23 protein-coding genes and 1 pseudogene are annotated in these 25,569 nt (G+C 73.1%); 9 read left to right on the top strand and 15 right to left on the bottom strand.

The genetic code is table 11. The annotated features are described in order from the left end of the window. Positions 1-30: 30 nt before the first annotated feature. Positions 31-1,257 (bottom strand): Shedu anti-phage system protein SduA domain-containing protein, encoded by a 1,227-nt coding sequence (locus ACIQWR_RS34130; protein WP_404017739.1) that lies wholly within the window; start codon positions 1,255-1,257, stop codon positions 31-33. Between the two features lie 203 nt (positions 1,258-1,460). Here ACIQWR_RS34130 and ACIQWR_RS34125 point away from each other — a divergent pair, with 203 nt between their 5' ends. Next, on the top strand, positions 1,461-2,990 hold the full coding sequence (locus ACIQWR_RS34125) for an alkaline phosphatase (protein WP_404017736.1): 1,530 nt from the start codon (positions 1,461-1,463) through the stop codon (positions 2,988-2,990). 71 nt (positions 2,991-3,061) lie between these two features. Next, the gene (locus tag ACIQWR_RS34120; RefSeq protein WP_404017733.1) at positions 3,062-3,607 is read left to right on the top strand and encodes a hypothetical protein; all 546 of its coding nucleotides are present in this window, start codon (positions 3,062-3,064) and stop codon (positions 3,605-3,607) included. On the opposite strand, the gene ACIQWR_RS34115 is transcribed toward ACIQWR_RS34120, so the two are convergent. From ACIQWR_RS34115 to sigK, 5 genes are all read right to left on the bottom strand, one after another. Continuing rightward, entirely contained in the window at positions 3,597-4,646 is a 1,050-nt protein-coding gene (locus ACIQWR_RS34115; RefSeq protein ID WP_404017730.1) for a hypothetical protein, read from the bottom strand. The genes ACIQWR_RS34120 and ACIQWR_RS34115 overlap by 11 nt on opposite strands. Positions 4,647-4,730: 84 nt before the next feature. After that, positions 4,731-6,281: an alpha/beta hydrolase gene (locus tag ACIQWR_RS34110; RefSeq protein WP_404017727.1), complete on the bottom strand. Its 1,551-nt coding sequence runs from the start codon at positions 6,279-6,281 to the stop codon at positions 4,731-4,733. Between the two features lie 139 nt (positions 6,282-6,420). Next, the gene (locus tag ACIQWR_RS34105; protein ID WP_404017725.1) at positions 6,421-6,876 is read right to left on the bottom strand and encodes a tellurite resistance TerB family protein; all 456 of its coding nucleotides are present in this window, start codon (positions 6,874-6,876) and stop codon (positions 6,421-6,423) included. Positions 6,877-6,993: 117 nt separating this feature from the next. Then, positions 6,994-7,761 carry an anti-sigma factor domain-containing protein gene (locus tag ACIQWR_RS34100; RefSeq protein ID WP_404017722.1) on the bottom strand — a complete coding sequence of 256 codons (768 nt, stop codon included), beginning with the start codon at positions 7,759-7,761 and terminating at the stop codon, positions 6,994-6,996. Beyond that, the gene (sigK, locus tag ACIQWR_RS34095) at positions 7,758-8,282 is read right to left on the bottom strand and encodes an ECF RNA polymerase sigma factor SigK (RefSeq protein ID WP_404017779.1); all 525 of its coding nucleotides are present in this window, start codon (positions 8,280-8,282) and stop codon (positions 7,758-7,760) included. The genes ACIQWR_RS34100 and sigK overlap by 4 nt, the downstream gene beginning before the upstream one ends. 392 nt (positions 8,283-8,674) lie before the next feature. Here sigK and ACIQWR_RS34090 point away from each other — a divergent pair, with 392 nt between their 5' ends. The 4 genes from ACIQWR_RS34090 (at position 8,675) to ACIQWR_RS34075 (ending at position 14,000) form a co-directional block, all read left to right on the top strand. After that, positions 8,675-10,279, top strand: a complete 1,605-nt coding sequence (locus tag ACIQWR_RS34090) for a molybdopterin-dependent oxidoreductase (RefSeq protein WP_404017777.1) — start codon at positions 8,675-8,677, stop codon at positions 10,277-10,279. A gap of 84 nt (positions 10,280-10,363) precedes the next feature. After that, positions 10,364-11,011: a fasciclin domain-containing protein gene (locus ACIQWR_RS34085; RefSeq protein ID WP_404017719.1), complete on the top strand. Its 648-nt coding sequence runs from the start codon at positions 10,364-10,366 to the stop codon at positions 11,009-11,011. A gap of 138 nt (positions 11,012-11,149) precedes the next feature. Continuing rightward, positions 11,150-13,273, top strand: coding sequence for a restriction endonuclease (locus ACIQWR_RS34080; RefSeq protein ID WP_404017717.1), 2,124 nt, complete (start codon positions 11,150-11,152; stop codon positions 13,271-13,273). 139 nt (positions 13,274-13,412) lie between these two features. After that, positions 13,413-14,000: an NADPH-dependent FMN reductase gene (locus ACIQWR_RS34075; RefSeq protein WP_404017715.1), complete on the top strand. Its 588-nt coding sequence runs from the start codon at positions 13,413-13,415 to the stop codon at positions 13,998-14,000. A gap of 66 nt (positions 14,001-14,066) precedes the next feature. Here ACIQWR_RS34075 and kdpC read toward each other — a convergent pair whose 3' ends face one another. From kdpC to ACIQWR_RS34040, 7 genes and pseudogenes are all read right to left on the bottom strand, one after another. After that, positions 14,067-14,699, bottom strand: a complete 633-nt coding sequence (gene kdpC, locus ACIQWR_RS34070; protein WP_404017712.1) for a potassium-transporting ATPase subunit KdpC — start codon at positions 14,697-14,699, stop codon at positions 14,067-14,069. Between the two features lie 6 nt (positions 14,700-14,705). Next, the gene (gene kdpB, locus ACIQWR_RS34065) at positions 14,706-16,817 is read right to left on the bottom strand and encodes a potassium-transporting ATPase subunit KdpB (RefSeq protein WP_404017709.1); all 2,112 of its coding nucleotides are present in this window, start codon (positions 16,815-16,817) and stop codon (positions 14,706-14,708) included. Then, positions 16,814-18,478, bottom strand: a complete 1,665-nt coding sequence (gene kdpA / locus ACIQWR_RS34060; RefSeq protein WP_404017707.1) for a potassium-transporting ATPase subunit KdpA — start codon at positions 18,476-18,478, stop codon at positions 16,814-16,816. Before kdpA ends, kdpB begins: the two co-directional genes overlap by 4 nt. Before the next feature lie 5 nt (positions 18,479-18,483). Further along, positions 18,484-18,573 (bottom strand): K(+)-transporting ATPase subunit F, encoded by a 90-nt coding sequence (gene kdpF / locus ACIQWR_RS34055; protein ID WP_354378716.1) that lies wholly within the window; start codon positions 18,571-18,573, stop codon positions 18,484-18,486. Then, positions 18,570-18,692, bottom strand: coding sequence for a hypothetical protein (locus ACIQWR_RS34050; RefSeq protein ID WP_354378717.1), 123 nt, complete (start codon positions 18,690-18,692; stop codon positions 18,570-18,572). The genes kdpF and ACIQWR_RS34050 overlap by 4 nt, the downstream gene beginning before the upstream one ends. Positions 18,693-18,765: 73 nt before the next feature. After that, entirely contained in the window at positions 18,766-19,896 is a 1,131-nt protein-coding gene (locus tag ACIQWR_RS34045; RefSeq protein ID WP_404017704.1) for a PP2C family protein-serine/threonine phosphatase, read from the bottom strand. A gap of 955 nt (positions 19,897-20,851) precedes the next feature. Next, a pseudogene (locus ACIQWR_RS34040) lies at positions 20,852-21,094 on the bottom strand (hypothetical protein); the annotation flags it as partial. A 204-nt stretch (positions 21,095-21,298) separates the two neighbouring features. Here ACIQWR_RS34040 and ACIQWR_RS34035 point away from each other — a divergent pair. Continuing rightward, complete coding sequence (locus ACIQWR_RS34035; protein ID WP_404017775.1) at positions 21,299-22,126, top strand: SigB/SigF/SigG family RNA polymerase sigma factor; 828 nt, start codon at positions 21,299-21,301, stop codon at positions 22,124-22,126. Here ACIQWR_RS34035 and ACIQWR_RS34030 read toward each other — a convergent pair. Continuing rightward, a complete protein-coding gene (locus tag ACIQWR_RS34030) occupies positions 22,123-22,641 on the bottom strand; it encodes an ATP-binding protein (protein ID WP_404017701.1) in 519 nt (172 codons plus the stop codon). The two genes, ACIQWR_RS34035 and ACIQWR_RS34030, sit on opposite strands and share 4 nt — an antisense overlap. After that, on the bottom strand, positions 22,634-22,999 hold the full coding sequence (locus tag ACIQWR_RS34025; protein ID WP_404017699.1) for an STAS domain-containing protein: 366 nt from the start codon (positions 22,997-22,999) through the stop codon (positions 22,634-22,636). The genes ACIQWR_RS34030 and ACIQWR_RS34025 overlap by 8 nt, the downstream gene beginning before the upstream one ends. Before the next feature lie 184 nt (positions 23,000-23,183). Here ACIQWR_RS34025 and ACIQWR_RS34020 point away from each other — a divergent pair, with 184 nt between their 5' ends. After that, the gene (locus ACIQWR_RS34020) at positions 23,184-23,924 is read left to right on the top strand and encodes an SDR family NAD(P)-dependent oxidoreductase (protein ID WP_404017696.1); all 741 of its coding nucleotides are present in this window, start codon (positions 23,184-23,186) and stop codon (positions 23,922-23,924) included. 131 nt (positions 23,925-24,055) lie between these two features. Then, positions 24,056-25,408, top strand: coding sequence for an aspartate aminotransferase family protein (locus ACIQWR_RS34015; RefSeq protein ID WP_404017694.1), 1,353 nt, complete (start codon positions 24,056-24,058; stop codon positions 25,406-25,408). Positions 25,409-25,569: the final 161 nt, after the last annotated feature.

The following is a 25,569-nucleotide window of genomic DNA, read 5'->3' as shown; positions in this document are numbered from 1 at the left end:
CCCGTCGGCCTGGGCCACCCACCCTGGCGATCATCGGGACCGGGAGCCGGCAGCCGCGCCGAGCGAACGCTCCGCGTTGTCGATCAGTTCCTTGTAGGTGAGCACCTCGACCCGGGTCACGTGCGCGTTGAAGGTCCGCAGGGCTTCGTTGACCTCGCGCTCCGGGACCTCCGGCTGCGCCGCCGGATGGCCGATCAGGACGAGCGCGCTGGCCCGGCGGGTCTCGATGCCGAAGTCGGCGCGCAGCCGCTCGCGGTTCTCGTCCAGCCCGACCAGGTAGTTCACCGCCTGCCCCACGGCGTCGTGCACCTCGGCGGCCGGCACCCACGCCCCGCGGTGGCGTTTGACCAGCGGCCCGGCGAGGCTCATCGACCGCTTCAGCTCGACCACGTGGAGCGAGCCGTCGCCGCGGATCAGCGGGATGTCCACCTCGTCCCCGACGACGAGCCGCCGCTGGACCGCCTCCCCCACGTACCGGCCGCCGAAGATCCAGTGCTGGCCCTCCAGCGCCCGCTGGAGGTCGGCCTCGCGCGCGCCGCGGTCCTCGGCCACGGCGCGCAGGGCGGCCAGCTGCCGCGCGCGCCGTTGGAGTTCGGCGGCGCGCAGCGCGAGCCGGCCGTCCCGGTCGGACGCCAGCAGGGCGAGCGCCTCGGGCGAGGCGGCGATCCGGCGCGCCTCGGCCCCGGGGTCGCTCACCTCGATCCGCTCGCGCCGCAGCAGCTGCTCGATCCACAGCGCCATCTCCGCGCGCCCCCGGGGTATCCGGTAGCGCCCGGGGCGCTCCGCCGGAGCCTCCACGAACCGACCGTCCTCGCCCAGTGACCGCAGGTGTTCCAGCAGCTCCGGCGCCGTGGCGGCGGGACGCTCGGCGAGGAACTCCCCGCCCTTCATCGCCATGACCTGACCGCCCACCCACAGGGTCGTGCCCACGTAGTCCCGCAGGATGTCGCTGCGCTCGGCGCCGTCCTGGAACAGCCGGTAGCGCTCCTCGAAGTCCGGTTTCAGGATCCGCCCCTCGGCGTAGTCCACGGAGTCCTGGAGCAGGCGCACGACCTGCCACTCCCCCGCGCCGGCCGCCCTGGCGCGGGCTTCGCCGAGCAGGTCGAGGAGCGCCCGACCGCCCCTGCGCCCGCGGCCGCGCCCGCCGTTCATGTGACCGGTGACGGCGTCGACGGCCGCGCGCACGCCCTCGTCGACCGCCTCCTTCCGGACGGCGTCCAGCTGCAGTTCCAGGGCCCAATCAGCGCGGATGTCCATGTCCCGAAGGATGACGCACGGGTCTGACACCGGTCCGGCACGGGCCCGACAACGGTCCGGCACGGGCCCGACAACGCACACACGGGCGATTTCGGCCGGGCGCTGTTCGACTCCACGTCACTCGGAGAAACCGCCGTGTTCATGTCCCGCTCTTAGCGTCGGTCCGCCCGCGCCATTCATTTCCGAGGGGGACCCCCCGCATCATGCGACGCAGACCTGCCAAGACGCTGACCGTACTGGCCCTGTCCGGCGCCCTGGCGGCCTCGGCCGCCACCACCGCCAACTCGGCTCCCCAGCACGGCGGTCAGGGAGAGATCCGCAACGTCATCTACCTGCTCGGTGACGGAATGGGCCGCACCCACGTCACGGCCGCCCGCGACCGGTTCTACGGCGCCTCCGGCAAGCTGAACATGGAGACCCTGCCCTTCACCGGCGCGGTCGCCACCTACGCCGTCGAGAAGGGCAGCGACAAGCCCGCGCTCGTGACCGACTCCGCCAGCTCGGCCACCGCCTGGTCGACCGGCGTCAAGACCTACAACGCCGCGCTGAGCGTCGACTCGTACGAGAAGCGCGTCGTCACGCTGATGGAGCAGGCCAAGAAGGCCGGCTTCGCCACGGGCAACGTCTCCACCGCCGAGATCACCGACGCCACCCCGGCCGCCCAGTTCAGCCACGCGCTGCTGCGCGGCTGCCAGGGCCCGACGTACTCGGACGCCGCCTGCCTCCCCAAGAAGGAGGACGGCACGTACGAGAGCGCGCCCGCGGACAAGACGCTGGTCACGCCGATCGCCGAGCAGATCGCGCGCAACGGCACCGCCGACGTCATCCTCGGTGGCGGCCTCGCCCGCTTCGAGCCGGACGACCAGAAGTCCCTCCAGGCGCAGGGCTACCAGGTCCTCGGCAACTTCGGTGACCCCAAGCTCCCGGCCCAGACGGCCGCCAGCCAGAAGGTCGCCACCAAGACCGACCTGAGCCACGCCAACGGCAAGAAGGTCATCGGCCTCTTCAACCGCGGCAACCTCACCGTCGAGCAGGCCAAGGCCGGCCTCCCCGCGGACGCCGTGCAGAAGCAGGAGCCGACCCTCGCGGACATGACCCGCAAGTCGATCCAGCTGCTCGGCGACCGCGGCGGGTACGACAAGAACCGCAAGGGCTTCCTCCTCCAGGTCGAGGGCGCCCAGATCGACAAGCGTTCGCACGCCAACGACGCCGCCCAGACCCTGGGCGAGATCAAGGCCTTCGACGACGCGGTCAAGGTGGCCACCGACTTCGCGAAGAAGGACGGTCACACCCTGGTCGTCGTCACCGCGGACCACGAGTGCGCGGGCTTCAACATCATCGAAAAGGGCACCTACACCAACGCCGAGGCGGTCGCTCCCCCGGCCAACACGGACGCCGGCAACACCGCCAACAACAGCACCCCCTCGCGCTCCGCTTCGGGCGCCAAGGACCCGGTGCGCTCGACCGGCGCCGTCAACGGCGCGGGCTCGGGTGACGCGAAGAACTTCGCTCCCGCCACCTTCCGCACGCCGAACGACCCGGCCGGCGTCAAGGACGGCAGCCCGGACGCCAGCCTCTGGCTGACCTACCTGTCCGGCAACCACACCGGCGCCGACGTGCCGATCTTCGCCTACGGCCCGAACGGCAGCGCCTTCGCCGCGAGCCAGAACAACACCGAGCTGTACGGCAAGCTGTACCGCTCGCTGTTCGGCAAGTCGCCCCAGCAGCACTGACCCACCGAGCGAACGGCCGGGGCCGGGAGGACCATGTCCTCCCGGCCCCGGGCCGGTTCAGGAGCCTTCCGATGAGACACCTCACCCGCCGCACCGCCGGTGCGCTCGCCGCCGCGGCCGCCGTCCTCGCACTCGCCTCGGGCTGCTCCGGCGGCACGGCCGCCGACGGCGCCGAGGCCGCGGGGGACGCGGCCGGATCCGCCGCCCCCGTCGTCCTGCCCGCGCCGCGCGGCGCGCCGGCGCCGGCCGCCGTACTGGCGCACCCGGCCGCACAGGGCGAGGTCCGCGTCGAGGAGGGCCCCTTCACCGACCGGGTGAAGCTGACCGCCCTCAAGCTCACCGACAAGGCGTCCGTCACGGGCCACCTGGCGATCACCTCCGACATCAGTGACGTCCTGGCCCTGGAGGTCGGGGCGGCGTACTACGACGCGAGCGGACACCTCCTGGGGACCGCCAAGTTCCAGTACCAGGAGGAGGGCGAGGACGCGAAGGGCACCGCGCACCACGACGGTCCGCGCGCGGCCGGCGAAGGCATCGACTTCACGGTTCCCGCAGGTCAGTTCGCCGAGGTTCCGGCGAGCGCGGTGCTGTCCGTCCCGGTCCTCGTCAACGAGTAGCGGGGTCCGCGCCCGGGCCGCCGCGACGCAGCAGACCGTAGGCCCAGCGCTCGTTCAGCCCGGCGAGGAAGCCCACGCCGCCCCAGAAGAAGAAGCCCTTGATGAGGGCCCGGTGGTCCGCCGCGGACAGCGGACCGGCCCCGCAGGCGCCGTCGGGGACGGCGGGCGGGGTGAGCAGGGCCAGGATCCCGCCGGTGATGAGGACGAAGAGGGACACGGCCAGGAACCAGCCGACGACCACCCGGTACCAGCCCTCCTGGCGCATCAGCCGGGCCAGTTGAACCGGATCGCCCGGAACGTCGGGCGCCTCGTCCGCCGCCTCGTCCACAGGCGTGTCCCCGACGGCTTCCCCGGAGGTCTCCGCCGACGCCTCCGCGAGCGTGCGGGTGTCTGCGGTCCGGGTGCCCGGGGCGTCGCGCAGCCTGACGACGACGCTGAGGACCGCCCCCAGCGCCCCGCCGGAGAAGCAGACCAGGGCCTGCATGAGGGTGAGCCGTTCAGGGCAGCCGAGGGCCGACCCGAACAACGGCGGCAGCGCCTCGGCCGCGACGAGGGCCAGCACGAGGGCCACGGGGCTGAACAGCACCCCCACGGAGAGGCCCGTGTTCAGCCCCCGCGCCCCCGCGAGCACCGCGTCCGCCGCCAGTGCGCGCGCAGCGGCGTCGGCCTCCACCCGGAGCACGTCGGTACGGGGCGCGGGTACGGGCGGGGCCGTCGCCTCCACCGCCTCCGCGGTCTCCGCCATCTCCGCGGTCTCCGCCGTCTCCGCCGTCTCGCGCAGGGCCGTACGGACCGCGTGCTCCAGCTCGCGACACACCGCTGCCCGGGTGCGCTGCTCGAAGGACCGCTGGGCCGCCCGGTGGAGGCGCTCGACGCGGGCGTACCGCACCGGCGCCGCACGCCGCAGGCGCCGTAGCCCGGGGTCCTCCTCGCCGAGGCCCAACGCGGCGGCCAGCGAGCGGGGTTCGACCTCGGCCGCCCCCAGCAACCACGCCCCGACGCGCCGCACCCACCCCTGGCGCTCCTGTTGTTGACGCATACCCGTCAGATTACGGTCCGCCGCGTCCGCCCGGGCCGTCGTGTCCGCCCGGGCCGTCGTGTCCGCCCGGGCCGTCGACCGCGGTCACTCCCCCGCGGCGCAGCGCACGTCCTCGGCCGGGCGGTGGCCGGTGGTCAGGAAGTCGGTCACCGCGCGGTCGCCGCAGGCGTTGCCGTTGCCCAGGTAGACGCCGTGGCCCCCGTGGTCGACGGTGATCAGGCGGGCCCGGTCGCCGAAGGCCGCGCGCATCTCGAGAGCCCCGAAGTAGGGGGTGGCGGGGTCGCGCAGGTTCTGGATCATCAGCACGTTGGAGGGGCCCCGGTCGGTGATCCGGGTGGGCTTGTCGACCGGTGCGTCCTTCCAGAAGGCGCAGGGGGTGATGTTCGCGGGCATCCCGGCGGTGAGCGGGTGGGCCGCCCGGTCGGCGGCCGTGGCGCGGGCGTAACCCTGCACGTCACCGGGCCACTTCACGTCGTTGCAGATCACCGCGACGGCGATCGCCGCGTCCTCGTCGCGCAGCGGCTGTGCCAGTTCGGGCGGCAGGACCGGGGTCGCGGCCGGGTCCTGGGCCTGCCGGACGAGCCGGGCGAGGCCCGGGAAGGCCGCGTCACCGTAGAGGGCGTTCTGCAGGGCCTGGCGCAGCAGGTTCCCGGTGAGGGGCACCCCCTCGGTGGTCGAGGCCCTGGGCGTGCGGTCGAGCGTGGCGGCCAGGGCGAGGAAGAGCGGGCGCACCTCCTCGGGGCGCTCGGCGAGCCGCAGGCCCTCGGCCGTGCGGGCCGGATCGGCGGCCCAGGCCGCGAAGTCGGGGAACCGGTCGTCGGCCCCCTGCGCCATGTTCGCGAGCCAGCCGCGCGCCACCCGCGCCGGGTCGGGGTCACCGCTGCTGTCCAGCACCCAACGGTCGGTGCGCTGGGGGTACTCCTGGGCGTAGACCGCGCCGACGTAGCTGCCGTAGGAGGTCCCCCAGGCCGACAGCTTCCGCTCGCCCAGGGCCCGGCGCAGCCGGTCCATGTCCCGGACCTGGTTGGCGGTGGTGAAACTGCGCAGCACCGCACCGCCGTTGGTCCGGCAGGCCTCGGCCACCCGGCGGGCGCGGGCCACGTTCTCCTCGATGCCGCCGTCCGCGCCCGGCCAGCCCCGCAGGGTGCTGAGCCGGCGGTCCTCGGGGGCCAGTCCGCAGCTCGCGGTGGTACTGGCGCCCACGCCGCGCGGATCGAGGCCCACCAGGTCGTATCCGCCCGCGAGCTCCTTCCGCAGCGCCTCGCCCTTCTGCGTCAGCCGCTGCACCCCGGAGCCGCCCGGCCCCCCGGGCAGCGTCAGCAGCGTGCCGCGGCGGGCGGCCGGCCGGTCGCTGCGGAGCCGGGAGACCGCCAGCGAGAGCTGCTGCCCGGCCGGGTCGCGGTAGTCGAGCGGGACGGGCAGCTCGGCGCACTCCTGCCCGGCGGGTCCACCGGGGCGCTCGCAGAGGTGCCACGCAAGCGCGGGGACCCCGGCGCTCTCCGCCGTGGCCTGCGCACCCGCTCCGACCTCCCCGATCGCCGCGTCGGCCCGCGGGGCGAAGGCCACGGTCAGGGCGGCTGCGGCGGTCACGGCGGAGAGGGCGAGAGCGGCGCTGGTGCGGGTGTAGGTCGTCATGCGCACAGCCTGGTCGGCCGGAGCCCGCCGTCCCATCCGGCAGGCGTGACGGCCGGGGTGGGGCTAGCCCCCGGGGGAACCCTTCGGGGTCGCCCCGGGAATGCCGGCCGTGGCGCGGTCCCCGGCCGTCGGCGGTCCGTCAGAGGTCGAACTCGTGCGGGGGCAGGCCCAGTGCGAAGCACGCCTCGCGGACGACGGCCTGCTCGGTCTTGTCGAAGTCACCATCGGCGCCGCCGATGACGATGCCGATCTGGATGACCGCGCGCGCCTCCGCGGGCTTCTTCTTCGCCTTGGCTATCTCCTGCATGACGCTGACCTTGCCGAAGTCGAAGTCGGCGGTCAGCTTGTCCAGGTTCTCGTCGAAGCGCCGGCGCAGGTCGTCGGCCGGGAAGTTCTGGAGCACCTCGTTCGTCGCGATCAGCTGGGCCACGCGCTGGCGTTCGGCGGCGTCGATCGTGCCGTCGGCCGCGGCCACGAGTGCGCACATTGCCATGCTGGAGTCCCTGAACGCCCCGCTCTTGAGGTCGTTCCGCTTCGCCACCAGCTGCGTCTGCATCGTCGCGGCGGAATCCTTGACGCGGTCCCACAGGGCCATTTCTGTCTCCTTATGTCATAGATCGGCACCCGGACAACGGACGGGACCTCCCGTCCGTGCCCGGCCCGCCGATCTCGTCCACATCGGCCGAATCCCTCCGCTTCGGCCGATGGCGCACTACGCGGGCAGCGCCATGACCAGGACCGGGGCGGTGGTGGGGCTCGTGGAACCACCCGCCGGTTCGACGGTGAGCCCGATCGCCGTGGCGTCCCGCACCGCCCCGTCCAGGAGCAGCGCGTGGCCGCCGCCCAGCAGCCCGGCCGACCGCATGGAGCCGTGCTCCGAGAACCACAGCTGGTACGTCGTCCCCGCGGGCGTCGCCGGCAACTGCGGCGCCAGCACCACCGCTTGGTCGCGGGCGGCCGAGGTGACGACGGTGACCCGGGCCCCGGTCGCGGTCCGGCCGGTGGCGGTTCGGGCGTCCGGCGCCGCCAGCACGGCGGCGAGCGCCGCGCCGCGCGCCCCGGCCCGCTCGGCGTCCTGCTGTACGGACTCCCGCACCCGGTCGGCCCGTTGGGCCCGCTCGTGCTGGTCCAGGGCGAGCGCCCCGAAGGTGACGGCGGCGGCGACGCTGGCCGCGATCACGAAGACCCCGCCGCGCCGCCGGATCAGGGTGACGAGCTCGGCGTACCGTCCCGGCGCCGGTACCCGGGGCGGGAGTTGGCGCACGAGGTCGATGCGGTCCAGCACCAGCGCCTTCAGCTCGGGCGGCGGGGTCACGGCGGCCGCCGACGCCAGCCGGGCAGCGGTCGCGGCGAATTCCCGCACCTCCTGGGCACAGGAGGTGCAGTGGTCGAGGTGCCGGGTGAAGGCGTGGCGCTCGTCGGGGCCCAGCGCGTCGAGCGCGTACGCACCGGTGAGGGCGTGCGGGTCTTCGGTCTTCACGTGGTCACCCCCATGCAGTCGCGCAGCCGGATCAGTCCGTCGCGCATACGGGTCTTGATGGTCGGGAGCGGGGTCTGCAGGGTCTGCGCCACTTCTCGGTAGGTCAGGCCCTGGTAGTAGGCCAGCGTGACGGTCTCGCGCTGGAGCTCGGTCAGCCGGCGCAGGCAGCGGCGCACCTGCTCGCTCTCCAGCCGGGTCTCCACCTGCTCGCTGACCTCGTCGAAGGGGGGTGTCAGCGAGCCGAGGGCGTCCTTGTGGTCGCGGTTCGCGGCCGCCTGCGCGGAGCGCACCCGGTCCACGGCACGCCGGTGCGCGAGGGTGGCCGCCCAGGTCATGACGGAGCCCTGGGCGCTCTGGTAGCGGGCCGCCCCGCGCCAGATCTCGATCATCACCTCCTGGGTCACCTCCTCGGACTGCGCGCGGTCCCGCAGGACCTTGAGGACGATGCCGAAGACCGGTCCGGCGATCACGTCGTAGAGGGCGGCGAAGGCGTCCTGGTCGCCGAGCGCGACCCGGGCCATCAGTTCCGCCGGGTCGGGCCGGACGGACCGCTCGTGGCGGTCTCCCTCGCCGCTGCCGAGGCGCACCGGTTGGCTCACCGCTCCGCCCTCCTTCGATGGATCGCTTGCATGGGCAGTCCTTCGCGCCGCACGGCATGGGTGGTGGCACCCCGGGTCACCTGTTCTTCGGAGCCGGAGCCCGAACGGATTGGCCCACCGCCCCACGGATCCGGCCACCGCCCCACGGATCGGCCCGGCCGCGACCCGGCCCACCCGCGACCCGGCCCACCGCGCGATCCGACCCGCCCGCGTCAGCACCCCGGCCCGCGCGCCCGGCGTCAACGTCCGGTCCGTCGCTCGCTCCACCGGGTGATCCCGCGGGCCCGACCAATCCGGGCGCCCCGGGGCGCCGAATCCCCCACGTGACCATCGACCGATCAGCCGTGAAGCGCAGCGCCCTCGCCGCGCTGAGCGGCCTGCTGTCCGGATATACGGCGCTGGCCGTCGCCGAACTGATCGCCTCGTTCGTGCGGCCCCAGGCGGGGCCGGTCACCGCCGTCGGCGGTGCGGCCATCGACCGCACCCCCGCCCCGGTCAAGGACTTCGCGATCCGGCACTTCGGCAGTGACGACAAGCTCGTCCTCCAACTCGGCATCGTCGCGACGCTCGGCCTGCTGGCCCTGCTGCTCGGCTGGTTCGCCCTGCGCCACCGGCGCGCCGGCGCCGCCGGGGTGCTGCTCTTCGGCGTGCTCGGCGCGGCGGCCGCCCTCACCCGCCCCGACGCGTCCGGTCCGCTCGACGCGCTGCCCTCGCTGGTGGGCGCGGCCGCCGGGGCCGCGGCCCTGTACCTGCTCATCGGGCGGCTGCCGCGGCCAGCGACCGGGGCCGGTGCGACCGGGCCCGGTGGGGCCGGGGCAGCGGGCCGGCTCGACCGGCGCGGGTTCCTGCTCGTCGCCGGGGCCACCGCCGTCGTGGCGACCGGTGCGGGCGCGCTCGGGCGGACCCTGGGCGCGCGGCGCGGGCAGGGGGCGGTGGCCTCCCGGGCCGCCGTCCGGCTGCCCGCTCCGGCGTCACCGGCGGCGCCGGTACCGGCCCGGGCCGCCCTGCGGATCCCCGGGATCAGCCCCTTCACCACCCCCAACGCCGACTTCTACCGCGTCGACACCGCCCTGGTCGTACCGAAGGTCGACACCGACACCTGGCGGCTGCGGTTGCACGGCAAGGGCGTGTCCCGCCCCCGCACGTACTCCTACCAGGAGCTCCTCGGCCGGGACCTGATCGAGCGGGACGTCACCCTCACCTGCGTGTCCAACGAGGTGGGCGGACCGTACGTCGGCACCGCGCGCTGGCTCGGCGTCCGGCTGGCCGACCTGCTCCGCGAGGCGGGCGTACGGCCCCCCTCGCGCGGCGGCCCGGCCGACCAGCTGGTGGCCCGCTCCGTCGACGGGATGACCCTGGGCAGCCCGGTCGAGGACGTCATGGACGGCCGTGACGCGATGCTCGCGGTCGGCATGAACGGGGAACCGCTCCCCTTCGACCACGGCTTCCCGGTCCGCATGCTCGTCCCCGGCCTCTACGGGTACGTGTCCGCCTGCAAGTGGATCCAGGACATCGAGCTGACCACCTTCGACGCCTACGACCCCTACTGGGTCCGCCGCTCGTGGGCCCGGCGCGCGCCGATCAAGACCCAGGCGCGGATCGACACCCCCAAGCCGTTCGCCCGGCCGCCGGCCGGGACGACGGTGATGGTCGGCGGGGTCGCCTGGGCCCAGCACCGCGGCATCCGCCGCGTGGAGGTGCGGATCGACGACGGTCCGTGGCAGGACGCCGACCTCGCGGACCAGGACACCGTCGACACCTGGCGGCAGTGGTCCTTCCCCTGGCGGACCACACCCGGCGGCCACACCCTCACCGTCCGCGCCACCGACGGCGCGGGTCATCTGCAGGGCGAACGACGCACCCCGACCATCCCCGACGGAGCGGACGGCTGGCACAGCGTCTTCGTCACCCCCGGCTGACCCCGGGGCACCGACCACCCCGACCCACCCCGATCCGTCCGGCACCACCTCATGAGTGACCGCTACACCACCTTGGAGAACGCAATGAGCACGCTTCGTTTCCGCCGTACCGCTCTCGCCGTCGCCACCGCGGCCGTCCTGCCCTTCGCCCTGGCCGCCTGCTCCTCGGACTCGAACAAGGACAGTGCGTCGGGTCCGGCCGCCGACTCGCAGAGCGCGGCCGCCAGTTCGCCCGCCATGAACGACTCGATGGGCACGGACAAGCCGTTCGGCCCGGCCTGTGCGGGCGTACCCGCCACCGGCGCGGGCAGCTTCGACGGCATGGCCAAGGACCCGGTCGCCACGGCCGCCTCCCACAACCCGGCGCTGTCCACGCTGGTCGCCGCCGTGAAGCAGGCCGGACTGGTCGACACCCTCAACAACGCGAAGGGCATCACCGTCTTCGCGCCGACCAACGACGCCTTCGCCAAGATCCCGAAGGCCGACCTGGACAAGGTCCTCGCGGACAAGGCCCAACTGACGAAGATCCTCACCTACCACGTGGTGGGCGAGAAGCTCACGCCGAAGCAGCTGGAGAACGGCTCCTTCGACACCCTGGAGAAGGGCAAGATCACCACCACCGGCTCCGGCACCTCCTACCAGGTCAACGACACCTCCACCGTCGTCTGCGGCAACGTCCCGACCGCCAACGCGACCGTCTACATCGTCGACACCGTCCTGATGCCCAAGTAGCAGCCGGGGGACGGACCCCGCAGGGAACCGAGCGCACCCTCGGGGCCGGTCGCCATCAGCGGCGACCGGCCCTGAGGCATGCCGTCACCCGCTAGGGTTTGCGTGGGTATCGCACGGGGTCGGGGAGGGCCGGGGCGGATGAGTCGTCGTTCCAGTGGACTGGTCGGGATCTGGGCCGAGGCCCAGCGCCAACAGCAACGCTCGCAGGCCATGCAGCAGCGGGAGCGAGATCGCCAGCAGCGGGCGCTGGAGCGCGATACGGCCCGCGGGCTGCGCGAGCAGAAGGCGGCCTACCGCCAGTACCGGGACGCCGAGGCACGCCGACTCACCGAGGGTCTGGAAGCCCAGGTCGCCGCCCTCCAGGGGCTGCTCGGCCAGGGCTGCGCCGCACCCGCCTTCCGGATCGCCACGCTACGCCGGCCCGAGCAGGTCGAAGCCTTCAATCCGGGGGAGCTGGCGCGTCCCGTGCCGATGCCGGAGCCGCACCAGTTCCCCGTGCAGACCGGCTGGGGGATCGGGGCGGGTCGCCGGGCGCAGGCCGAGGCCGACGCGCACGCCCGGTACACGCAGGCCTGGCACGCGGCCCAGGCCGCCGAGGTGCAGCGCCAGCAGCAGCTCGCCGCCTACCGCGCCCAGTACGACCGGTGGGCGGGCGGACAGCTCGGGGAGGTCCGCGCGCACAACACCGGGATCGCCGAGCTGGCGGCCTCGCTGCGCGCCGGGGACCCCGAATCCGCCGTCGAGTACTTCTCGGCCGCGCTGTACGCGTCCTCGGGCTGGCCCGAGGAACTGCCGCGCGCGCTGAGCGCCGCCTATGACCCCGGGGCCCGCCAACTGGTCCTGGACTGGGAGCTCCCGGGCTTCGACGTGGTGCCGACCGCGAAGTCGGTGCGGTACATGCCGAGCACGGACCAGGACAAGGAGTCACCGCTCCCGGTGGGCCAGCGCCGGGCCGTGTACCGCGATCTGCTGGCGCAGTGCGCCCTGTTGGTGCTGCGGGACCTGTTCGAGGCGGACGAGTTCGGCGCCCTGGAGTCGGTGGCCCTCAACGGCTACGTGGACGACCACGACCCGGCGACGGGCCGCCCGGCCCAGATCTTCCTGGCCACGGTGATGGCGACCCGCCCCTCCTTCGCCGCCCTCCACCTGGCCCAGGTCAATCCGGTCGACTGCCTGACCGGAGCGCTGCGCGGTCAGCTGTCGACCCGTCCGGACGCGCTGACCGCCGTACGTCCGGCCCGCACGCCGCAGGACGTCGGCTCGGGCGTGGTCACGCACGGCAGCGGTCAGGACGGCGGTGACGGGGAGCCCGATCTGTTCGCCATGGATCCCATCGAGTTCGAGGCCCTGGTCGCCGAGCTGTTCCGGGCCATGGGGATGCGGGCCGTGATGACCACGCGGTCCAACGACGGCGGCGTGGACGTCGAGGCGACCGACCCGACCCCCATCCGCGGCGGCTCGATCGTGGTGCAGGTCAAGCGGTACCGCAACACCGTGCCGCCGACGGCCGTGCGCGACCTGTACGGCACGGTCCAGGGGGCGGGAGCCAACAAGGGCGTCCTGGTGACCACTTCGGGCTTCGGGCCCGGGTCGCACCATTTCGCCCAGGGCAAGCCGCTGGAGTTGGTCTCCGGGCCGGAGCTGGTGGACCTGCTGCACCGCCACGGCCTGCGCGGCCGCCTCGGGGACGGTGGCCGTCCGACCGCGTCCGTGCCCGCCCAGCGCGACGCCACCCGGCACGACGTCGCCGCCGCGCCCACGACCGCCTCCGCCTCCGCCGAGTACAACGTCCTCGGCATGTCCTGGTCGGGCCCGGTCATGCTCGACGTGTGCGCGCTCGTCTGCCAGGGGACCCGCGTGCTCAGTGACGAGCACTTCGTCTTCTTCAACAACCACAGCACGCCGGACGGTTCGGTACGCAGCCGCACCCACACCCCGCCGGACCGGGCCGCGATCGAGGTGGCCTTCGACTCCCTCCCCGACCGCGCCGACCGGCTGGTCCTGGTCGCGGCAGTGGACACCGAGGCCCATCCGCACGCCGATCTGTCCGGCTTCGCCGCCGCACGGATCCGGCTGCTCGGCAGCGACGGATCGGAGATCGACCAGCTGGAGGTGTCCGACGGACGCCCCGGGGAGACCGCTCTGGTGCTGGGGTCCTTCCGCCGACGAGCCGGCGGCGACTGGTCCTTCGTGGCGGGCGGCAAGGGATACCCGGGCGGCCTGGCCGCCCTCGTGCACGACTTCGGGATCGCCACGGAGTGACGGCCCGGGCCGCCCCAACAGGGGCTGCCCGAGCGGCTGTTTCACGTGAAACACCGCGTTTCACGTGAAACAGTTCATTCGTTTCACGTGAAACCCCCGACCAGCGGACCAAGATCGACTCGCACGTACCCTCCCTGCCATGGACAACAACGCCCCCTTGAACAAGCTCGCCGTCATCGTCGGCTCCACCCGCGAAGGCCGCTTCGCCCCGAACGTCGCCGCATGGTTCACCGCGCTCGCCACCGAGCACTCGGGCTTCGAGGTCGACGTCATCGACGTGGCCGCGCTGGAGCTCCCTGCCGCCCACCCGAACTGGGGCACCCCGCGCACCCCCGCGCTGGAGGAGCTGTCCGAGCGCCTCATCGCGGCGGACGCGTTCGTCGTCATCACCCCCGAGTACAACCACAGCTACCCGGCCCACCTGAAGCACTTCCTCGACCTGCACACCACCCAGTGGCACGCCAAGCCGGTCGCCTTCGTCTCCTACGGCGGCGTCTCCGGCGGTCTGCGGGCCGTCGAGCACCTGCGCCAGGTCTTCGCCGAGCTGCACTGCGTCACGATCCGGGACTCGGTCAGCTTCCACGGCGCCTGGGACCACTTCGCCGAGGGCGGCCAGGCCCATGACCCGCAGGGGGCGGCCGGCGCCGCGAAGACCCTGCTGGACCGACTGACCTGGTGGGCCACCACCCTGCGCGAGGGCCGCACGACCCGCCCGTACAGCTCCTGATCCGCCGCCGCACGCCGACGGGTCCGGACCGCGCCGCGGTCCGGACCCGTTCGCGGAGCGCCCTGTTCAGCCGGCCAGGGCCTTCAGGGCGATGTTCAGCTCCAGGACGTTGACCCGGGGTTCTCCCATGAAGCCCAGGGTGCGGCCCTCGGTGTGCGCGGCGACGAGCTGCTCCACCTTGGCCACCGGAAGGTGGTTCTTCGCGGCGATCCGGCGGACCTGGAGGGCCGCGTAGGCCGGGGAGATCGCCGGGTCCAGGCCGGAGCCCGAGGAGGTCACGGCGTCGGCGGGGACCTGCGCGAGCGTGGGGGTGAACCCGGGGGCCGTGTTGTCCTCGATGACCTTCTGCTGGGCCTCGCGGACCGCCTTGACCAGGTCGGGGCTGTCGGCCGCCTTGTTGGAGGCACCGGAGACCAGCAGCGCGTACTGGGTGTTGATGGTGTTCTGGCCCAGCCCGGCCGCGGGCCGGGACTGGAACCAGCGGAGGTCGTCCCCGTAGCCCTGCCCGATGACGGAGGAGCCGACGACGGCGCCGGTGTGGTCCTTGACCTCGGAGCCGTTGGCCTGGTCGTGGAAGGCCGCTTGGGCGATGCCGGTGACGGCGAGGGGGTAGAGGACCCCGCAGATCACGGTCAGAACGAGGAGGGCGCGGAGGCCCGCGCCGATCAGGCGCGCGGTGTTGCCTACTGCGTTGTTCATGACTGATCAGCCGATTCCGGGGATGAGGGTGATGAGCATGTCGATGAGCTTGATGCCGATGAAGGGGGCGATGAGGCCGCCCACTCCGTAGAGGCCGAGGTTGCGCCGGAGCATCTTGTCGGCGCTGGTGGGTCGGTAGCGGACGCCCTTGAGGGCGAGCGGGACCAGAGCGATGATGATCAGCGCGTTGAAGATGACCGCGGAGAGGATCGCGGACTCGGGGGAGGCCAGGCCCATGACGTTGAGCTTGTCCAGGCCCGGGTAGACCACCGCGAACATGGCCGGGATGATCGCGAAGTACTTGGCGACGTCGTTGGCGATCGAGAAGGTGGTCAGTGCTCCTCGGGTGATGAGGAGTTGCTTGCCGATCTCGACGATCTCGATGAGCTTGGTGGGGTTGGAGTCCAGGTCCACCATGTTCCCGGCCTCCTTGGCGGCCGAGGTTCCGGTGTTCATGGCCACGCCGACGTCGGCCTGCGCGAGCGCGGGAGCGTCGTTGGTTCCGTCGCCCGTCATCGCGACGAGCTTGCCGCCCGCCTGTTCGCGCTTGATCAGGGCCATCTTGTCCTCGGGCGTCGCTTCCGCGAGGAAGTCGTCGACACCGGCCTCTTCGGCGATGGCCTTGGCGGTGAGCGGGTTGTCACCGGTGATCATGACGGTCTTGATGCCCATGCGCCGCAGCTCGTCGAAGCGTTCGCGCATGCCCTCCTTGACCACGTCCTTGAGGTGGATGACACCCAGGATCCGGGCACCGCGCTCGTCCTCGACCGCGACGAGGAGCGGGGTGCCGCCGGCCTCGGAGATGCGGTTGGCCAGGAGATCGGCGTCGTCGCTGACGTGTCCGCCCTGCTCCTTGACCCAGGCGATGACGGATCCGGCGGCGCCCTTGCGGGTCTTCCTGCCGTCCACGTCGACGCCGGACATCCGGGTCTGGGCGGTGAAGGCGATCCATTCGGCGTGGTCGAGTTCGCCCTGGTGGCGTTCGCGCAGGCCGTACTTCTCCTTCGCCAGGACCACGATCGAGCGGCCCTCGGGGGTCTCGTCGGCGAGGGAGGAGAGCTGGGCGGCGTCGGCGAGCTCGGCCTCGGTGGTGCCCTTGACGGGGACGAACTCGCTGGCCTGACGGTTGCCGAGGGTGATGGTGCCCGTCTTGTCCAGCAGCAGCGTCGAGACGTCGCCGGCGGCTTCGACCGCGCGCCCGGACATGGCCAGGACGTTGCGCTGCACGAGCCGGTCCATGCCCGCGATGCCGATCGCGGAGAGCAGCGCCCCGATGGTGGTGGGGATCAGGCAGACCAGCAGTGCGGTGAGCACGATCATCGACTGCTCGGCGCCCGCGTAGATCGCGAAGGGCTGGAGGGTGACGACCGCGAGCAGGAAGACGATGGTGAGCGAGGCCAGCAGGATGTTGAGGGCGATCTCGTTCGGGGTCTTCTGCCGGGCCGCGCCTTCGACGAGGGCGATCATGCGGTCGATGAAGGTCTCGCCGGGCTTCGTGGTGATCTTGATGACCACACGGTCGGAGAGGACCTTGGTACCGCCGGTGACCGCACTGCGGTCACCGCCCGACTCCCGGATGACGGGGGCCGATTCACCGGTGATCGCGGACTCGTCGACGGAGGCGACGCCTTCGACGACGTCACCGTCGCCGGGGATGATGTCGCCGGCCTCGCAGACCACGAGGTCACCGATCCGCAGCTCGGTGCCGGGGACCTGCTCCTCGACGGTTCCGCTGAGGCGGCGGGCGACGGTGTCGGTCTTGGCCTTGCGCAGGGTGTCGGCCTGGGCCTTGCCCCGGCCCTCGGCGACGGCCTCGGCGAGGTTGGCGAAGATCGTGGTCAGCCACAGCCAGGCCGTGATGGCCCAGCCGAACCAGTCGGTCGGGTTCCCCAGGGCCAGCACGGTGGTGACGACCGAACCGATCAGCACCACGAACATGACCGGGGACTTGACCATCACCCGCGGATCGAGCTTGCGGACGGCGTCCGGGAAGGACTTCAACAGCTGCGCCGGGTCGAAGAGGCCGGCGCCGACCCGCCCTTGCTCCGGCGCGTGTCCGGTGGGGGCGTCCTGGTGCGGTGCCCGCGTGGGCGTGGGGGTGGGGGTGGCGGTGCTCATGAGGCGAGCCCTTCGGCGAGCGGGCCCAGCGCCAGGGCCGGGAAGTAGGTCAGTCCGGTGATGATGATGATCGTGCCGACCAACAGGCCCGCGTAGAGCGGCTTGTCGGTGCGCAAGGTGCCCGCCGTCTCCGGGACCGGCCGCTGCTCGCCCAGCGAGCCCGCCAGTGCAAGGACGAACACCATCGGGAGGAAGCGGCCCAGCATCATGGCGAGGCCGATGGTGGTGTTGAACCACGGGGTGTCGGCGCTCAGCCCCGCGAAGGCGGACCCGTTGTTGTTGGCGCCCGAGGTGTAGGCGTAGAGGATCTCGGAGAAGCCGTGCGCCCCGGCGTTGGCCATCGACTCCCGCGGCCCGCTCAGCGCCATCGCCAGCGCGGTGAACCCGAGGACCAGCACGGGGGTGATGAGGATGTAGCAGGCGGCGAGCTTGATCTCGCGGGTGCCGATCTTCTTGCCGAGGTACTCGGGGGTCCGGCCGACCATCAGGCCGGCGATGAACACCGCGATGATCGCCATGACCAGCATGCCGTAGAGGCCGGAACCGACACCGCCGGGCGCGATCTCGCCCAACTGCATGCCGAGCAGCTGGATGCCGCCGCCGAGCCCGGTGTAGGAGGAGTGGAAGGAGTTGACCGCGCCGGTCGAGGTCAGCGTGGTGGCGACCGAGAAGATCGCCGAACCACCGATGCCGAAGCGGGTCTCCTTGCCCTCCATCGCGCCGCCCGCGGCCTGCAACGCCGGTCCGTGGTGCGCGAACTCGGTCCACATCATCAGCGCGGTGAAACCGAGCCAGATCACGGCCATCGTCGCCAGGATCGCGTAGCCCTGGCGCAGACTGCCGACCATCCGCCCGAAGGTCCGCGTCATCGCGAAGGGGATGAGGAGGATCAGGAAGATCTCGAAGAGGTTGGAGAAGGGGGTCGGGTTCTCGAAGGGGTGGGCGGAGTTGGCGTTGAAGTAGCCGCCGCCGTTCGTTCCGAGCTCCTTGATGACCTCCTGCGAGGCCACCGCGCCGCCGTTCCACTGCTGCGTGCCGCCCATGAACTGGCCGACCTGGTGGATGCCGGAGAAGTTCTGGATGACCCCGCAGGCGACGAGGACGAGCGCACCGATCACCGAGATCGGCACCAGGATGCGGACGGTGCCGCGGACCAGGTCCGCCCAGAAGTTGCCGAGGTCACCGGTGCGGGAGCGCGCGAAGCCCCGTACGAGGGCCACCGCGACGGCCATGCCGACCGCCGCCGAGACGAAGTTCTGCACCGCCAGCCCACCGGTCTGCACGACGTGGCCCATGGCCTGTTCGCCGGAGTACGACTGCCAGTTCGTGTTCGCCACGAAGGAGACGGCCGTGTTGAAGGCCTGGTCCGGCTTGATCGAGGCGAAGCCGAGCGAGCCGGGGAGCACGCCCTGCAACCGCAGCAGACCGTAGAGGAACAGGACGCTCACGCCGGAGAAGGCGAGGACGGCACGCAGGTAGGCGGGCCAGCGCATCTGCGCGGACGGGTTCGCGCCGATGGCCCTGTAGATCCACTTCTCCGGCTTGTAGTGCTTCTCGGAGGAGTAGACGCGGGCCATGTAATCGCCCAGCGGGCGGTAGGCGAGGGCCAGCGCGGCGACGAGCGCGAGGAGCTGGAGCACCCCGGAAAGAACGGGACTCATCGGGGCTAGAACCTCTCCGGGAACACGAGGGCTATGACCAGATAGCCCAGCAGCGCGACGGCGACCAGCAGGCCGACGATGTTTTCGACGGTCACAGCTTGGCCACCCCCTTGGCGACGAAGGCCACCAGCGCGAAGAGCGCGACCGTGGTGACGACGAAGGCCAGATCGGCCATCGTGAGCTCCTGAGGGTTCCGGGGACGACTTTCGGACACCTCCGAGTGGAACCCCTGGAACGCCCTCCCGCGCACGTCCTTGACGGGCCCCATACGCCCCCGTAGGCGGCTTTTACGCCTCTCTAACGCCTGAGCCCGACGCCCGGCCCGACACCCGGCCCGACCCGTGGTCCGACACCCGGCCCGACCCGTGGCCGGACACCCGGCCCGACCCGTGGCCCGACGCCCGTCCCGGGCCCGCCCGGGGCACCCGCACCACCACCAGGCTCGTGTCGTCGTCGGTGTCCCCGGTGACCTGCGACAACAGCTCGTCCGCCATCGTCTCCACGGGCCCGGCCCCCACCCGCTCGGCCGCCCGCCGCAGCGCGGCCAGGCTCCGCTCCATGGCGACGTGCCGCCGTTCCACGAACCCGTCCGTGTACAGCAGCAGGGTGTCCCCGGGCCGCAGGCGCAGCTCCGCCTCCTCGTAGCCCGCCCCCGCCACGGCCCCGAGCAGGATGTTGTGCGGTGCCTCCAGGACCGCCGCCCGCCCCTCTCGCAGCAGCATCAAGGGCGGGTGGCCCGCGCCGGCCCAGCGCAGCGAACCCGTCCGCGGGTCGTACACCGCGCACACCGCCGTGGCCGTGGGCCCGCCCCGGGTGCCCAGGGTGACCTCGTTGAGCCAGGCCATCAGGGCGCCCGGATCCGCGCCGGTCACCGCGAGCCCGCGCAGCGCGTTGCGCAGCACGACCATGCTGGTCGCCGCGTCGATGCCGTGCCCCGCGATGTCCCCGACCGCGAGCATCGCCCGGCCGTCCGGCAGGGCCAGTACGTCGTACCAGTCGCCGCCGACCAGGTAGTCCTGGGCGGCGGGCCGGTAGCGCGCCGCGATGTCCAGGCCGCCGGCCGGTTCCGTGACCGAGGGCGCCTCCGGCACGATCGCCCGCTGGAGCCGGAGCACGAACAGGGCCCGCGCCGTCGCGTCCTCGTGGGCCGCCGACAGCGCGAGCTCGTTGTGGTGCTGCGCGGAGACGTCCTGGTAGACCCCGGTGAGACCGACCAGCACCGCCCCCGACAGCAGCGGCTCGGCGGCGATCCGCACGTGCCGCACGCCCCCGTCCGCCCGGATCGCCCGGACCAGTGCCCGGTCCCCGCGACGCCCCTCCACCAGGGAGGCCAGCAGCCCCTCCAGCAGGGGGACGTCCTCGGGGTGCAGTCGGGCGCCGAGCCGGGCCAGCGGCACCGGCGGCGCGTCCGGGTCCATCCCGAAGAGCGTGTACGTCTCCCGGCTCCAGTGCGTGGCACCCGTCAGCAGGTCCTCCGCGAAGTACCCGACCCGCTCCAGCCGCCCCAGGACCCGGGCCAGGGCCTCGCTGGCGCAGGGCCGCCGCCTCCCACAGCACCGCGGCCCGCCCCCGCCCCAGCGGCAGCACCCGGACGTCGTCCAGCCCGCCCACCCGCCCCAGCCGCAGCGGCTCCGCCCCGACGGCGGCGGGCCCCAGGACGCTCCAGGCGTACGGGAACACCTCGGCGCCGGACCGCCCCACCGGGCTGCGCACCGCGCCCAGCGCCCTGCGCGCGGCCGGGTTCACGTACTCCAGCCTGCCGTCCACCCCCAGCAGCGCCGCCGGGCCGCTGGCCAGCTCCAGCAGCACCGCCTCCCCTGCCCGGCTCCCGGGCGGATCCGGATCGCCCAGCAGCGCCCCGCAGGGCTCGCACAGCAGCTCGGCGGTGCGCCGCACCCGGTCGTCGGGGCCTTCGGCGGTGTCCCAGACGCACAGCGCCACCCCGACGATGTGCCCGTGCCGGCGCAGCGGCAGCACCGCGCGCGTCCCCGTACCGCCGGGCAGCCAGTCGTCCACGCCCCACCAGGCGGCCCCCTCCCACAGCACCCGGTGCAGCGGGGTGTCCGGCGGCACCCACTGCCAGTGCCGCGCCTCCTGCGGCCCCGCTCCGGCCTGTCCGGCCAGCGCGAGGCAGTCGGTGCCGGTCCGGCGCCAGAGGTAGAGCGTGCGCACCCCGATCCGGCGCAGCCCCCCGTCCAGCAGGGTGACGGCCGCCTCCCCCGCGGTGTCGGTCGCGAGGACGGCCGCCGTGGCCCGACGGATCCGCCGGGCTTCGGCCGGGGCCTCGGCGACCAGGGACTTCGCGGCGGCGTTCAGGATGTCGGCGGCCAGGTCACCGGCGCTGAGCCCGGTGCTGACGGCCAGCTCCAGCAGGTGGTCCGCCGCCTCGGCCGGGGTCACCCGGAGCTGGTCGACGAGCACCCCGGTGGCCAGGTCGAGCAGCCGCCGGCGCGCGCGGTCGTCGTACAGCTCGGCGACCTCGGCGGTCAGCGCGGAAACGGCCGCGGCGAGGGCGTCGGCGGCGGCGGCGCGCGGGCCCCACGGGTTCGCGGGCGCCTGCGGCCCGGGGTCCCGGCCGCTGTCGCCACCGGTGTCCCGGTCGATGTCCCGGCTCATGTCCCGGCTCCAGCTCCTCAAGGATCTCCAGTGTGCTCCCTGAGCAGCCCCGGGGTGTGCCTCCGGTCACTCGAACGGGTAAGCCCGGGGGCCACCGGGTATACCGGAGGGGTCAGCTCGCACGACGGCCGTGCCGCGATCAGGCAGTGCGACCACCCGTCGGAGGAGCACCACATGCTGCGAACAGATGACCGCCACCAGCTCATGGAGGGCATACCGGAGGAACCGCTCAAGGTGAGCACCGCCGACGCCAGAACCCTTTCGGCGACCCTGTTCGAGCGGTTGCGGGCCCTGGAAGAGGGCACCGCGGAGTACTCGTACGTGCGCAACACGCTCGTCGAGCTGAACCTCAGCCTGGTCAAATACGCCGCCCGCCGGTTCCGCGGGCGCAGCGAGCCGGTGGAGGACATCATCCAGGTCGGCACGGTCGGTCTGATCAAGGCCATCAACCGCTTCGACCCCGGGCGCGGGGCGGAATTCACCACCTTCGCCATGCCCACGATCACCGGCGAGATCAAGCGGTTCTTCCGTGACACCAGCTGGGCCGTGAAGGTCCCGCGCCGGCTCCAGGAACTGCGGCTGGACACGGCCAAGGCCCAGGACGCGATGGAGCAGGACCTCGGCCGCGCCCCCACCGAGGAGGAGCTGGCCGAGAAGCTCGACGTGACCCCGCAGGAGCTGGCCGAGGGCCGCAAGGCCGCCGTCGCCTACTCCGCGCGCTCACTGGACGCTCCGGTGCAGGGCGAGACCGACGGGGACTCCTTCGACAGCCAGCCGGTGCTCGGCGAGGACGAGGACGCCTACGACCGGATCGAATGCCTGGAGTCCCTCAAGCCGCTGCTGTCGGTGCTGCCCGAGCGCGAGCGCACCCTGCTGTCGCTGCGGTTCGGCGACGAGCTGACGCAGTCCGAGATCGGCGACCGGCTCGGCCTGTCCCAGATGCACGTGTCCCGGCTGCTGACCCGCACCCTGGCCCGGCTCCGCGCCGGCCTGCTGGAGGACGAGCCGCACCCGGCGCAGGACCAGGGCTAGGACGGCCTTTTCGGGACCGGTGCGGCCACCTCGGCCCACACGGTCTTGCCGCCCACCACGTCGTTGCGTTCCCAGCCCCAGGCGCGGGAGAGCCTTTCGAGGACCACCAGCCCGTGTCCCCCGGGGACGGACGGATCGGCGGGCGAGCGGCGGCGGGGGTGCTCGGGGCTCCCGTCGCTGACTTCCATCCGCAGCCCGCCCCCGGTGTGCCGCAGCACCAGCGCGCCCGGGCCCCCCGCGTGCAGGCAGGCGTTGGTGACCAGCTCGGACACCAACAGCAGGACGTCCTCCGCCACCTCCGCGGCCTCCTCCGCCACCGGGTCGTCCCCGCGGTCGGCCTCGACCCCCGGGTCGGCCGGGAGCCAGTCCCACGCGGTGAGGGCGCGCCGGGTGAAGTCGCGGGACCGGGTGACCACCCCCGTGACCGGCCCGCCCAGCACCAACCGCCGCGTCTCCTCGGCCGGCGCGGCCGTGGGTCGCGCCGGCCCCGGTCGTGCCCGCTCGGGTTCAGGCACCGGTCCCGCCCCCGTCGCTCGCCAGGGCCGCGGCGAGGTCGTCGTGGACGCGGAACACCACATCGGCCCCGGTCGTCCGGAACATCCTGGCCACCGGCTGGCGCAGCCCGGCGAGCTCCAGGCGTCCGCCGGTCTCCCGCGCGGCCAGCCGGGCCCGCAGCAGCGCGTTGAGCCCGGTGGAATCGCAGAAGCCCAGCCCCGCGCAGTCGATGAGCAATCGGGCACCGCCGTCCCCGGCCAGTGCCGCCTCCAGGGCCGCCCGCAGGGGGCCCGCCGTGTCGTGGTCGAGTTCACCGGAAAGCGTGAGGACGACCGCGCCCTCCACGTGGGTCGCCTCGACCGAGAACCGCTCCGCCATCACCCGGCCCACCTCCCGTCGCCCCCCGCCTACCCCGCTCCCCCGGGCTCAATCACGTGGTTGATCGAGCGCCGACCGCTTCATCAACCCCCCGCTTCAATTCCGTATTACGGAAACTTGCTTCCGGGATGCGATAAGTTAAGATCCATTTCCTTGCCACCCGGCACCCCGAGCAGGAGGACACATGACCGAGAGCCGCGTAGCCCTGATCACCGGTTCGTCTTCCGGGATCGGCGCCGCCATCGCCCGCCGGCTGACCGCCGAGGGCATCCGCGTCGTGATCAACTCGGCCCGCAGCGAGCAGGCCGGCCGGGAGCTCGCCGCCGAGCTGCCGGGGGCGCTCTACGTGCAGGGGGACGTGTCCGACCTGGCCGACGCCCGCCGCATCGTGGCGACCGCGGTCGAGGCCCACGGGCGCCTCGACATCCTCGTCAACAACGCCGGTCGGACCCGCTTCATCCCCCTCGACGACCTCGACGCCGCCGATGCGGACGCCTGGCGCGACATCTTCGAGGTGAACGTGCTCGGCACCTGGCAGATGGTCACCGCCGCCGCCCCCCACCTGCGGAAATCCGGGGCCGCCTCGATCGTGAACATCTCCTCGGTCTCCGCGACGCGGGCCCTGGGCAGCTCCGTCCCCTACGCCGTCAGCAAGGCCGCGGTCAACCACATGACCCGGCTGCTCGCCGCGCAGCTCGGGCCCGCCGTCCGGGTGAACGCGGTGGCCCCCGGGCTGATCGAGACCCCCTGGTACGACGGGGCCGAGGAGGTCTGGGAGAGCTCGCGCGAGTGGATCACGGCCAACACCCCGCTGCGCCGGGTCGGCACCCCGGAGGACGTCGCGGAGGCCACGCTCTACCTGGTGAACGCCGCTTACACGACGGGCGACGTGCTGACCGTCGACGGCGGCCGCCACGTCGTCTGACCCCGCCCCGGGGCCGCGCGGCGCCGGGCCCGGCCCCCGCGCGGCGCCGGCCCCGATCCCGGACCGGCCCCGGCCCGGGTCGTCGGCCTCTCCGCCCGCCCATCCACATCGTGGACAACTACGCTCGACCCATGAACGCAGAAGCCGCCCGCACCCGTGACGCCGTGAAAGAAGCTGACCGGAAGCACGTCTTCCACTCGTGGTCGGCCCAGGAGCTGATCGACCCGCTCGCCGTGGCCGGGGCGCAGGGTTCGTACTTCTGGGACTACGAGGGGAACCGCTTCCTCGACTTCTCCAGTTCGCTCGTCTACACCAACATCGGCTACCAGCACCCCAAGGTCGTCGCCGCGATCCAGGAGCAGGCCGCCCGGCTGTGCACCCTGGCCCCCGGCTTCGCCGTGGACGTCCGCTCCGAGGCCGCCCGCCTGATCGCCGAGCGCACCCCCGGCGACCTGGACAAGATCTTCTTCACCAACGGCGGCGCCGAAGCCGTCGAGAACGCCGTCCGGATGGCCCGGGTGCACACCGGGCGCGCCAAGGTGCTGAGCACCTACCGCTCGTACCACGGGGCCACCTCCACGGCGATCAACCTGACCGGTGACGCCCGCCGCTTCGGCAACGACACGGCGACCGCCGGGGTCGTGCACTTCTGGGGGCCCTACCCCTACCGCTCGCCCTTCCACTCCGAGACCCCGGAGCAGGAGGCCGCACGGGCGCTGCGGCACCTGGAGGACACGATCGTCTTCGAGGGTCCGCAGTCGATCGCCGCGATCATCCTGGAGAGCGTCGGCGGCGCCCCGGGCGTGCTCGTACCGCCGCCCGGCTACCTCGCGGGCGTGCGCGAGCTCTGCGACCGCTTCGGGATCGTCTTCATCCTCGACGAGGTGATGGTCGGCTTCGGCCGCACCGGAACGTGGTTCGCCGCCGACCACTGGGACGTCACCCCCGACCTGCTCTGCTTCGCCAAGGGCGTCAACAGCGGCTACGTACCGCTCGGCGGCGTCGCGATCTCCGGCGCGATCGCCGAGACCTTCGCCCGTCGCCCCTACCCCGGTGGCCTGACCTACTCCGGGCACGTCCTGGCCTGCGCCGCGGCGGTGGCGACCCTCACCACCATGGCGGAGGAGGGCATCGTCGAGCAATCGGCCCGCACCGGTGCGGAGCTGCTGGGTCCGGGGCTGCGGGAGCTGGCCGAGCGCCACCCCTCGGTCGGCGAGGTCCGCGGACTGGGCACCTTCTGGGCGCTGGAGCTCGTACGGGACCCGCGGACGCGCGAGCCGCTGGTTCCGTACGCCGCCTCGGGCGCGGCGGCCGCTCCCATGGGCGCCTTCGCCGAGGCCTGCAAGAAGGGCGGGCTGTGGCCGCTGGTCGCGGGCAACCGGCTGCACGTCGCCCCGCCCTGCAACATCGACGCGGCGGACGTGGCCAAGGGCCTGGCCGTCCTCGACGAGGCACTCGCGGTGGCGGACGCGCACATGGCGTGAGCCGTGCGCCCGGGCCTCCGCCGGGGGCCCGGGGCGGGCCGGGGCGGGCCTGGGCCGGCCGTCCTGTGCGGTCGCCCAGGCGGCGGCGCCGGTTCTCGGACGATCCGTGCGGGGAACAACCGGCCGCCGACGTGCTGCAATCCCCATCAAGCACCTACGGA

Source organism: Streptomyces sp. NPDC098789 (assembly GCF_044759975.1).
Classification (GTDB): Bacteria; Actinomycetota; Actinomycetes; order Streptomycetales; family Streptomycetaceae; genus Streptomyces.
This window is presented reverse-complemented; position numbering and strand designations above follow the sequence as displayed.

Excerpts from the sequence above, each read along its gene's own strand:
- ACIQWR_RS34130 (WP_404017739.1), bottom strand. The coding sequence starts at position 1,257 with ATGGACATCCGCGCTGATTGGGCCCTGGAACTGCAGCTGGACGCCGTC.
- ACIQWR_RS34125 (WP_404017736.1), top strand. The coding sequence starts at position 1,461 with ATGCGACGCAGACCTGCCAAGACGCTGACCGTACTGGCCCTGTCCGGC.
- ACIQWR_RS34120 (WP_404017733.1), top strand. The coding sequence starts at position 3,062 with ATGAGACACCTCACCCGCCGCACCGCCGGTGCGCTCGCCGCCGCGGCC.
- ACIQWR_RS34115 (WP_404017730.1), bottom strand. The coding sequence starts at position 4,646 with ATGCGTCAACAACAGGAGCGCCAGGGGTGGGTGCGGCGCGTCGGGGCG.
- ACIQWR_RS34110 (WP_404017727.1), bottom strand. The coding sequence starts at position 6,281 with ATGACGACCTACACCCGCACCAGCGCCGCTCTCGCCCTCTCCGCCGTG.
- ACIQWR_RS34105 (WP_404017725.1), bottom strand. The coding sequence starts at position 6,876 with ATGGCCCTGTGGGACCGCGTCAAGGATTCCGCCGCGACGATGCAGACG.
- sigK (WP_404017779.1), bottom strand. The coding sequence starts at position 8,282 with ATGGCCCGGGTCGCGCTCGGCGACCAGGACGCCTTCGCCGCCCTCTAC.
- ACIQWR_RS34085 (WP_404017719.1), top strand. The coding sequence starts at position 10,364 with ATGAGCACGCTTCGTTTCCGCCGTACCGCTCTCGCCGTCGCCACCGCG.
- ACIQWR_RS34080 (WP_404017717.1), top strand. The coding sequence starts at position 11,150 with ATGAGTCGTCGTTCCAGTGGACTGGTCGGGATCTGGGCCGAGGCCCAG.
- ACIQWR_RS34075 (WP_404017715.1), top strand. The coding sequence starts at position 13,413 with ATGGACAACAACGCCCCCTTGAACAAGCTCGCCGTCATCGTCGGCTCC.
- kdpC (WP_404017712.1), bottom strand. The coding sequence starts at position 14,699 with ATGAACAACGCAGTAGGCAACACCGCGCGCCTGATCGGCGCGGGCCTC.
- kdpB (WP_404017709.1), bottom strand. The coding sequence starts at position 16,817 with ATGAGCACCGCCACCCCCACCCCCACGCCCACGCGGGCACCGCACCAG.
- kdpA (WP_404017707.1), bottom strand. The coding sequence starts at position 18,478 with ATGAGTCCCGTTCTTTCCGGGGTGCTCCAGCTCCTCGCGCTCGTCGCC.
- ACIQWR_RS34045 (WP_404017704.1), bottom strand. The coding sequence starts at position 19,896 with ATGGACCCGGACGCGCCGCCGGTGCCGCTGGCCCGGCTCGGCGCCCGA.
- ACIQWR_RS34035 (WP_404017775.1), top strand. The coding sequence starts at position 21,299 with ATGGAGGGCATACCGGAGGAACCGCTCAAGGTGAGCACCGCCGACGCC.
- ACIQWR_RS34025 (WP_404017699.1), bottom strand. The coding sequence starts at position 22,999 with ATGGCGGAGCGGTTCTCGGTCGAGGCGACCCACGTGGAGGGCGCGGTC.
- ACIQWR_RS34020 (WP_404017696.1), top strand. The coding sequence starts at position 23,184 with ATGACCGAGAGCCGCGTAGCCCTGATCACCGGTTCGTCTTCCGGGATC.
- ACIQWR_RS34015 (WP_404017694.1), top strand. The coding sequence starts at position 24,056 with ATGAACGCAGAAGCCGCCCGCACCCGTGACGCCGTGAAAGAAGCTGAC.